Origin of the sequence: Corallococcus sp. AB049A (assembly GCF_003668885.1) — a bacterium.
In the GTDB taxonomy this organism is placed as follows: Bacteria; Myxococcota; Myxococcia; order Myxococcales; family Myxococcaceae; genus Corallococcus; species Corallococcus interemptor.
In genome coordinates, this window is the sequence record NZ_RAWL01000356.1 from 1 (window position 1) to 9,151 (window position 9,151).

At 72.0% G+C, this 9,151-nt stretch carries 6 protein-coding genes and 2 pseudogenes; 2 read left to right on the forward strand and 6 right to left on the reverse strand.

Annotated features, from left to right (window positions below; translation table 11 throughout):
- Positions 1 to 155: 155 nt before the first annotated feature.
- Entirely contained in the window at positions 156 to 563 is a 408-nt protein-coding gene (locus D7X55_RS29680) for an arsenate reductase ArsC (protein WP_120553188.1), read from the reverse strand.
- Between the two features lie 197 nt (positions 564 to 760).
- Between D7X55_RS29680 and D7X55_RS29685 the strand changes: the two genes are divergently transcribed.
- Complete coding sequence (locus D7X55_RS29685; RefSeq protein WP_120553189.1) at positions 761 to 1,684, forward strand: TerC/Alx family metal homeostasis membrane protein; 924 nt, start codon at positions 761 to 763, stop codon at positions 1,682 to 1,684.
- A 4-nt stretch (positions 1,685 to 1,688) separates the two neighbouring features.
- Here the strand turns inward: D7X55_RS29685 and D7X55_RS29690 are convergent, their stop codons facing one another.
- Both D7X55_RS29690 and D7X55_RS29695 read right to left on the reverse strand, forming a co-directional pair.
- Positions 1,689 to 2,510: a hypothetical protein gene (locus D7X55_RS29690; RefSeq protein ID WP_121724828.1), complete on the reverse strand. Its 822-nt coding sequence runs from the start codon at positions 2,508 to 2,510 to the stop codon at positions 1,689 to 1,691.
- Between the two features lie 108 nt (positions 2,511 to 2,618).
- On the reverse strand, positions 2,619 to 4,877 hold the full coding sequence (locus D7X55_RS29695) for a PAS domain-containing sensor histidine kinase (RefSeq protein ID WP_121724830.1): 2,259 nt from the start codon (positions 4,875 to 4,877) through the stop codon (positions 2,619 to 2,621).
- A gap of 390 nt (positions 4,878 to 5,267) precedes the next feature.
- Between D7X55_RS29695 and D7X55_RS44240 the strand changes: the two genes are divergently transcribed.
- Positions 5,268 to 5,975 carry a hypothetical protein gene (locus D7X55_RS44240; RefSeq protein ID WP_167510851.1) on the forward strand — a complete coding sequence of 236 codons (708 nt, stop codon included), beginning with the start codon at positions 5,268 to 5,270 and terminating at the stop codon, positions 5,973 to 5,975.
- Between the two features lie 63 nt (positions 5,976 to 6,038).
- On the opposite strand, the pseudogene D7X55_RS29700 reads toward D7X55_RS44240, so the two are convergent.
- From D7X55_RS29700 to D7X55_RS29710, 3 genes and pseudogenes are all read right to left on the reverse strand, one after another.
- Positions 6,039 to 6,479: pseudogene (locus D7X55_RS29700) on the reverse strand (thermonuclease family protein); the annotation flags it as partial.
- The gene (locus D7X55_RS29705) at positions 6,476 to 8,104 is read right to left on the reverse strand and encodes a lamin tail domain-containing protein (RefSeq protein ID WP_306437754.1); all 1,629 of its coding nucleotides are present in this window, start codon (positions 8,102 to 8,104) and stop codon (positions 6,476 to 6,478) included. The pseudogene D7X55_RS29700 and the gene D7X55_RS29705, both read right to left, overlap by 4 nt.
- Positions 8,105 to 8,146: 42 nt before the next feature.
- Positions 8,147 to 9,151, reverse strand: a pseudogene (locus D7X55_RS29710) (hypothetical protein); the annotation flags it as partial.

Sequence of the window (9,151 nt, forward strand, 5' to 3'; positions counted from 1 at the left end):
CCCCGCCGGAGTCCCGGCCCGGGAAGCCCCCCCACCGCGACACCTGCGCGTCGCGGCCTTCACTTCCCCTCTTCGCGCGCTCCGTCCGTCCGCCTGGGAGGCCCGGACACCCACGGTCACGCGTCTGGAAGGGCCCTGCTTCCCGCACCCGCTCGCTACTGCGGGCGCTCCCAGCCGTGGCGAATCACGAAGTCCGACACCATGGCGGCCGTCGCGTCGCGGATCTTCTCCACGTCCGCCGCGGACTTGCCCACCGTGTCCTCCATGGGCCAGTCCTCGCGCTTCTGGTCCGTCACCACCGGCGCGTCCGACAGGCCGCCCAGCGTCACCAGGATCTGCGCGCTCTTCGCCAGCTCCGGGGTCAGCCGCTGCGGCTTCGCGTCGCCCAGATCCACGCCCATCTCCTTCATGGTGGCGAGCACCTCGGGATGCAGACGCTCGGCCGGCTGCGTGCCAGCGGAAATGGCGCGCGCCTTCGCAGGGTCCGCCAGCAGGTTGAAGAAGGCCGCCGCGATCTGCGAGCGACCCGCGTTGTGCGTACAAGCGAAGATGACCGTGTTCATCGCACCGCCTTTGGAGTGTTGAGAATCATGAGGTTCCTGGGCTTCCTGGGAAGTATCACATCCTGAGCAGGGAAGAGGACAACGCTCACCCGGACCCCATACCTCAGGGCTCGCCTCAAGGGATGTGGGTAGGATCTGACTCCGCGTGAATACATTCCCCGCGCGCACTCCGGGGGAGTGCCTACGTTGGAGGGGTCATGCAAAGCACCCCCTCCTGGGCCTGGGTCGTCTTCTGGGCGCTGCTCCTGGCGCTGCTGGTGGTGGACCTGCTGGCGCACCGGGGCGGGCGGGGGCAGTCGCGCCGCGCGGCCATCCTGTGGAGCCTGGCGTGGGTGGGCCTGGGCCTGGCCTTCTGCGGCTTCGTGTGGGTGACGCTGGGCAGCTCGGCGGGCCACGAGTACCTGGCGGCGTGGCTCATCGAGAAGAGCCTCAGCCTGGACAACGTCTTCGTCTTCCTCGTCATCTTCCGCAGCCTGAACGTGCCCCAGCGCTACCAGCACGAGGTGCTCTTCCTGGGCATCTTCGGCGCGCTGGTGTTCCGGGCGCTGTTCATCTTCGTGGGCGCGGCGGCGCTGCAGCGCTGGGGCTGGGTGTCCTACGTCTTCGGCGCCATCCTGCTCGTCACCGCGTGGCGCGTCTTCCGCGAGGACCCGTCGAAGCAGGAGGACAACCGCGTCGTGGCGTGGCTGTCCAGGAAGCTGCCGGTGGCGGACCAGGTGGAGGGGCCTCACTTCGTGGTGAAGCACCAGGGCCGCAGGCTGGCCACGCCGCTGCTCCTGGCGCTCGTGGGCCTGGAGGTGACGGACATCCTCTTCGCGGTGGACTCGGTGCCGGCGGCGTTCTCCGTCACCACCGACACGTTCATCCTCTACAGCTCCAACGCCTTCGCCATCCTGGGGCTGCGCGCGCTCTACCTCGTCATCGCCGGGGCCGTGGGGCAGCTGAAGTACCTGCACTACGGTCTGGCGGGGGTGCTGACGTTCGCGGGCGTGAAGATGGTGGTGGAGGAGTGGGTGCACATCCCGCCGCTCCTGTCGGTGGCCATCATCGTGACCGTGATTGGCGCGGCGGTGGGCGCGAGCCTCGTCCACCGGCGCTCCGTGGGCCACGCGGAGGCCTGAGCCTTCAGGGCATAGGCAGGCCCGCGGTACCGCCAGCGGCCTCCAGGGGCCGGGCCAGCAGGTCGTCGAAGGTGGGGTTGGCCACCTTCGCGATGCGCTCAGCGTGCTTCTTCAAGAGGGCCGCGTTGGCGTCCTTCACGTCCTTGCCCGAGGCGAGCTCCAGCTGGGTGATGAACTTGCGCAGCCCGGCGCGGCGCTGCTCCAGCTGCAGCCGCTCGGCCTCCGACAGCTTCGGGTCCTCCAGCCGCGGCGTGATGGCGGCCAGCTGCGCCTCCAGCTGCGCGAGGTTCGCGGGGTCGGACGGCGAGGACACCATCGCCACGCCCGCGTCGGGCGTGGCCCGCGGGGGCGGCGGGTACACCACGGCGGTGATGCGGCGGAACTCCTGGGGCGACATGCGCTGCGCCTCCAGGTTCTGGAGCAGGGCGGCCTGGGCCTTGCCCATCATGCGCAGGGAGGCGTTGGCGGCGCGGAGCCGGGCGCGGCGGTCCCCGCTGCCGAGCGCCTGCCCGTTCGCCTGGACGAACTCCAGGGACTCCTTCTCCAGCACCCGGTAGGCGGGGAAGGTCGCCTCGCGCGCGGCGAGGTAGGCCTCCAGCCGCGCCTCGTCCAGCTTCATCACCCGGCCCTGGGCCGGAGGCTGGAAGGGATAGCGGGCGTTGAGCTCGGCGGTCTTCCGGGCGCGCTCCTGGGTCTGCATGAGCGTGTCCATGCCGCTGCCGTCCATCTGGCGGTCCGCCCAGAACCCCGTCGCGACCAGGCCTCCACCCACGACGAGCAGCCCCGCCGCACCCAGCCCCAGCCCGAGGATCCACTTCTTGTTCATGGCGCCGCTCCGCTCTCCTTCCGGCAAGGGCGGGGCCCCCCGCCGCCGGAGCCCCCTTGCTACCCGTGCCGTCCCGCCAGGGCAAGCGCGCCCCGGAGGGCCGCCGCTTCAGTCCCTGGCGGGCGGGCGGCGCGGCAGATGGATGAGGAAGGTGGTGCCGTCCTGGACGGTGGAGCGCACGCGCATCCGGCCCCCGTGCGCATCCACGATGTGCTTCACGATGAAGAGCCCCAGCCCCAGCCCGTGGGCGGCGCGGTGGTTGCCCTCGCGGGCCTCCGCGCGCTTGAGGGGCTCGAACAGGTGCGGCAGCAGCTGCGGGGGAATGGGGGGGCCCTGGTTCTTCACCGCGAGCGTCACCGCGCCCGGCTGGCCGCGCAGCCGCACGCGCACCGGGCAGAAGGCGTCTCCGTAGGCGAGCGCGTTGTTCACCAGGTTGGTGATGACCTGCGCCAGCCGGTCCGGGTCGCACCGCAGCCGGGTCTCTCCCCGCCCGTCCACCTCCAGGCGCCGGTCCGGGTGGGCCTGCTGCACCTCGTCCATCACCTGGCGCACCAGGTCCAGCAGGTCCACCTCGCGCGGATCCATGGGGATGCCGCCGCCCAGCCGGGCCTGGGTGAAGTCCAGCACGTCGCGCAGCATGCGGCGCGCGCGCTCGGCGCTGGAGAGGATGCGGGCCACGGCCTTCTTCTCGCGCGGGTCGGCGTCCTCGCGCTTCGCCAGCGACGTGGCGGCCATGGTGATGGCGGAGATGGGGTTGCGCAGGTCGTGGCCCACGATGCCGATGAGCAGCTGTTCGAACTCCGCGCGGCGCCTGGCCTCGGCCTCCGCCTCATGCCGCTGGGTGACGTCCTGCATGGCGCCCACCATGCGCACGGGGCGGCCCTGGAGGTCCTTCACCACGCGGCCCCGGTCCTCGAGAAAGGCCCACGTCCCGTCGCCCCGGCGCAGCCGGTACTCGGCAACCCAGTGGCCCTCGCGGCTGTCGAGCGCCTCCTGCAGCTCCCGCCTCACCCGCTCGCGATCGTCGGGGTGCACGCTGTCCATCCACCACGCCATGTCCATGACGGGCGGCCCCTGGGACGTGTCCATCCGGAGCATGCGCGGCGCCAGCTCGCTCCAGTGGATTTCATCCGTCACCAGGTCCCAGTCCCAGATGACGTCGCGGGTGGCCTGGGTGGCCAGGCGGTAGCGCGTCTCCGACGCCCGCAGCTCCTGCTCCGCCCGGCGCCGCTCGGTGATGTCCAGCGACACGCCGGACACGCTCACCACCCGGCCGCCCGCGTCGAACACCGGCAGGAGGCGGACCTCGAACCAGACGCCCATGAGGTACAGCTCGGTGGACATCGGCTCGCCGGCCAGGGCGCGCAGGATGACCTCCAGCACGTCGCGCCGGTTCCGGAACACGTCGAAGACGGACCGTCCGCGCATCACCCGCGAGGGCACGCTCGTGGACGTCACACCCTCACCCTCGAAGAGGGTGAACACGCCCTGCGCGTCGAAGGCCCACAGCACGACAGGCAATTGCGTGAGCACGCGCTGGAGCTGCTCGCGGGCCTCGTCGCGCTCCTGGCGCAGCACGCGCGTGGTGGTGATGTCCGTGGACACGCCGCACAGGGCCCACGACTCGCCCTGCACCACGCCGGGCAGGGGGAACTTCATCGTGTGGTAGAGGTGCACCCCGTCGGGCTGGAGCACCTCCTCGTCGAAGACGAGCGGCGCCTTCGCGTTGAGCACCCGGCGGTCGTTGTGGCGGAAGCGCTCCGCCGTCTCCCGGGGGAACAGCTCCAGGTCCGAGCGCCCCAGCACCGACGCGCGCTCGTGGCCGGAGATGGTCTCGAACGGGTGGTTGACGAAGAGGTACCGCCCGGCCCCGTCCTTCGCGTAGATGGCGGCCGGGGCGTGGTCGAGGATCTCCTGCAGCCGCCGCTCCCTGGAGTGCATCGCCTGTTCATGTTCCTGGACGAAGTGGGCCACGGCCTCCGTCAGGCTCCGGTCCAGCGCGCGCCACAGCATGCGCAGCTCGTCCGTGCCGAGCGGCCGGTGGGACGCATCCAGCACCTCCAGGATGGCCTCGCGCAAGAGGCCGTACTCCTCCACCAGCGTCTCCACCCGGGCGCCGGCCTGGAAGCGCCGCAGTCCAATCTCCCGGGCATGGGCCCACACCGCCCCGGCGGACCACGTCTCCACGCCCCCCTGACGCAGGACGAGCACGAGGGCGTCCACCAGCTTGAGCATCCCCTCCAGCCGGCCCTGGAGCTCCGCGGACATGCCGGGCTCCAGCCGGGCGCCCCAGCGCCGGAGGATGTCCTCGCGCCGCGCCTCCATCAGGTCCGCGAGCGAGTCCGTCGTGGACGCGACCGGGTTCATGCCCGCGCCCCGAGGGTACGGGCCGGACAAGGCAGGCCGCCTGCTGTGGGAAGAGTGAGCGTCAAGGTAACCCTGCTTCCTGGACGTGTCCGGAGTGGAGGGAAGATGCCCATTACGCGCCGCGATATGGATGGGGCCTGCGGGAGGGGGAGCGGTGGATTGTCCACCTCTGGGATGGAACCCGGGGACATGGCGGGCGGCCATGGGAGGCCTCCGTGAACCGCTGGGTCCCGTCAGGGACCTGGGGGAAACTGTCCCTCCAGCACACGGGAGGCAGCAGGCCATGGCATTCGCGGAACGCAGCACCGGCGGACAGGGCACGCGGACGACGGGGCTGGTGCCCCCGGGGACGTGGACCCAGGGACAAGCCCTGGCGGCGGAGGGCCGGTCATGAGCACGCCCCCCATGGTGGATCCGCTGGAGTCGCTGGCCCGGGGCAACGTGCGCAGCGTCTGGGAGGTGCTGGAGGCGATGAGCATCCTCATGCGCCGCCGCAACGAGGGCCTGCCGCTGAACCTGCCGCAGGTGACGCTGTACCTGCGCAGCGGGCGCGAGGTGACGGGGCTCATCCGGGAGTACGGCGAGTTCCGCCAGGGGCGCGGCGTGCTGCTCATCACCTCCGGAGGCTACGGTTCGCACGGGGAGGGCCTGGACGTGACGTTCGTTCCGGACGGCGTCATTGAAGCGCTCACGCTGCACGAGGCCACGGTGCTGGACACGCCCGCGAAGTCGATGCCCGAGTCCTCGCCCATGCACCTGCGCCGGCACCTGCCCGCGCTGGCCGACACGCTGTCCAGCGCCTGGGGCTCGAAGGTCGCGGTGGAGCTCGGCTCGGCCGACGAGCTGGAGTCCGAGGCCAACATCCAGCCCCTGGCGTGGCTCGTCGAGCGCACCGGCAAGGTGCTGGCCAGGCTGGCCTCGACGCCCGACGTGGGCGACGTGCTCCGGGAGCGGGTGCGCAAGGTGAAGCTGTCCGTGGGGGACGCGTTCGGGGCGCGGCTCTCGGAGGGCACGCTGGGCCTCACCACGTCGCGCCGCCCCGCTGCGTGGCCGCTGGAGTCGGAGCTGGCCCGGGCGGTGATGGACACGCTGCCGTAGGGTGGACGCCGCCGGGCGCCGGCCCCTGGGACACGGCGCCGGGCAGCGCCCCCACAGGCCCCGGCGTGCGCGCCGGGCCTCCAGCTCCAGGGCCTCGAACTCGCCGCGCCGGGAGGCTCCGGCCGGTGGGATGAACAGCGTGCACGCGTAGCCGCGCTGCACGAGCAGCGCGTTCACGTCCTCGCCGTCCACGGACACATAGGCGAGCCGCCGCCCGTAGCGGTCCGTGCACGCCTCCCCATCCCGCAGCCGCACCGTGCGGCCCTCCACGAGCGAGCGGTTGAACGCCGCGGCCTCCTCGCCGAAGCAGTCGTCGTGGCCCTTCGTCGTCTCCGGGGTGTCGGCCAGCAGGTAGCGGATCCGCTCGCCGTCCTGGAGCACGACGGTGTCTCCGTCGATGACCTTCGTCACCACGCCCGTGCTCGGGCCGCACTCCCCTTCCCCGCCGCCACAGGCGGACAGGACGGTGAGCAGCCACAGCCATCCCAGGACCTGTGTCCTCATGGCGCGCACGTCCGGTTCTCCCGGCCCGGCGTGCCCCGGTCGCCCGCGCCGTAGGTCAGCCCCGGGGGCGTGGAACAGAAGGCCCCGGCCGCGTCGTTGCCGGTGGCGTCCCGCACCCGGGCGTCCAGCTGCGAAGACACCCCGGGCTTCGCCGCGTCCGTGAAGGCCACGGAGTCCAGGACGGTTCCCTGCGCGGACAGCTTGAGGACATGGGCGCCCGCGCCGTTGCCCAGGCCGAACGCGAAGGTGCCGAGCACCGAGGGCAGCCCACCGTTGAGCGAAGCGTCTTCGACGCGCGCGAGGACCGCGAAGCTCCCGGCCTTCATCGACAGGCACAGCGGGGACTCCAGGACGGAGCTGCCCGCTTCGTTGGCGAGCGTCACCCCGTTGAGGTCCACCTCGCGCAGCGCGAGCAGCTCCACCCATTCGCCCTGCGCATCCGGGACGGCGGCGGGGTCCGCCATGAACTCGGTGAGCACCAGGGAGCCCACGGTGGGAACGCGGGGCGCGCGGGACTGGCCCGTCATCCGGTCGATACACCCTGTCCGCGCCGTGCCCGCGTCGGTCCCGGTGCAAACGCGGTTGGCGCGTCCCGGTGTGCCCAGGTTGCCCTTGTCACCGTAGGCCTCCGTGGCCGCGCACCAGGCGTTGCCCTTCGCATCGGCGGACACCTGGGTGGCCACGCCGTCCTGGGCCGGGCCATACAGCGCGCTGTCGATGAGCACGCTCCCTGCTCGGATGGCAACCACACCGCCCGCGTTGCGCAGGTCCGCGGAGAACGTGGCCAGCGGCTCCGGCAGGCCGCCGTTCACCTCCGGCTCCCGCCTGCGCGCGAACAGTGCGGACTCTCCAGCGGCCAGGGACAGACAGCGCTCGGACTCCAGGCGTGTGCCGGACGTGTCCGTTCCCACCGCCAGCCCGTTGAGGTCCACGGGCACGGTGGCGCGGACTTCAATCCACTCGCCCACCGTGTCATCGCCGCGCGGGTTGGCCATCACCTCGGTGATGATCAGCTCGCCAGGACGTGGGGGCTGGACCTCGCGCGGAGAGTCCGCGCCCGGTGGCAGGCACGTCACTCCACCGTCTGTCAGTACGGGGCACGGTGCGTTCGCGGCGCCCGGGCTTCCCGGTGCATCGCACCAGCGCGACAGGCCGTCACGGGTCCGGGCCAGGCCTGACTTCGCGGGCGCTTCCAGCACCACCGTGTCGAGCACCCGCGTTCCACACCGCAGGCCCAGCAGCCCCGCGCTGTTCCCCAGCGCGCCGAGCGCATCGCCATAGGTCTGGTCCACGTGCTCGGGCAGTGCAGCCTCGCGCACGTCGCCCAGCACGACGTAGGTGCCCGCGTCCACCGGCAGGCCCGTGGTGAACGTGTAGACCCGCTCCTGGGCCGCTTCGTCGCGCGCGGTGAAGAGCGTGACGCCCAGCAGGTCCACGGTCTCCCTGGTCGGGTTGTGCAGCTCCACGTACTCCTTGCCCGTGTCCGCGCCCGCGGGGTCGTTGAGGTACTCCGTGATGACCAGGTCCCCCGGCAGCAAGGCCTCACAGGCCGCGGGTTCCTCCTCCCCTGTGGGCAGTCCACACGCCGCCATCCACCCCAGCACCCATCCCAATCCCAACCTCACGCCCCATCCCCACACTGCCCGAGCCACCACACTCCGCTCCCTTCAGAACCGCGTCTCCACTTCCAGCGCGAACAGGTGCCGGGGCGCATCCGGCGGCGTCCGGGCACCTCGCGCGTCCTTCAAGTCCACGACCCACGCGTAGCGGCCTCGGGTCGTCACGGCGTCCGCCGTCCAGCTCGCATCGAGCGAGGCACGGAAGGACTGCTCCAGCCGGTTGCGCGTCGACAGGTCTTCGTCCTTCCACACGGCGCGGCCCCGCAGCCTCACGGCGTCGCAAGGCCGCACCTGCGTCTCCACCACCGCGTGCGCGTCCTCACGCACGCCCCGGTTCACCGGATCATCCACGCGGGCATGCGCGTACTGCGCGGACACGGACACCGCATCGTGAAGCTCCGCCTTCACCCGGGCCGTGAGGCGCAGGAGCGACCCTGAACAGGGGCCATCGAAACAGTCCCCCGCAGTGCCGACGTCCTTGTCCCGGTACTCGGCCCACAGCGACGGTTGGAACAGCGCATGCGCGCGCCAGTCCACTCGCGCCGAGGCCCGCATGTTCACCGTGCCGGCGCTGCCCACCTCCGCGCCATCCGAGGGCAGCGTCCAGGCATCCACCTCACCGCGCAGCCGCAGCGCACCTTCCAGACGGTGCACGTAGCGCACGCGCGCGCCCACTTCATTCCGGGCCCGTGAGCCCTCCAGCTCATCCGGGCCGGAAGTCGCGCCGGTGTAGGGATTGGCGAAGCCGCGTCCGTAGGCCCGCAGCGACACCTCCAGCTCCTTCGACGTGCCCGCCACCACCGTGCGCTGAAGCACGCCGAGCCCACCGCCGCTCGCATCGAAACTGCGCGCCGCCTCCACGAAGAGGTCCACGGGGCCCAGGCCCCACGCGCCATCCATGCCCACCGCGCCGAACGCACCGCCCGCCGGGTAGCCCGCGGTGGAGCGGAAATCGAGCACCGCCCCCTCCACGCTCCACACCGGCCGCGCGCCCCAGGCCGTCACTCCGACCTGTGCCCGCGAGCCCCAGGCCATCGCCGCGTGGCCCCCGCC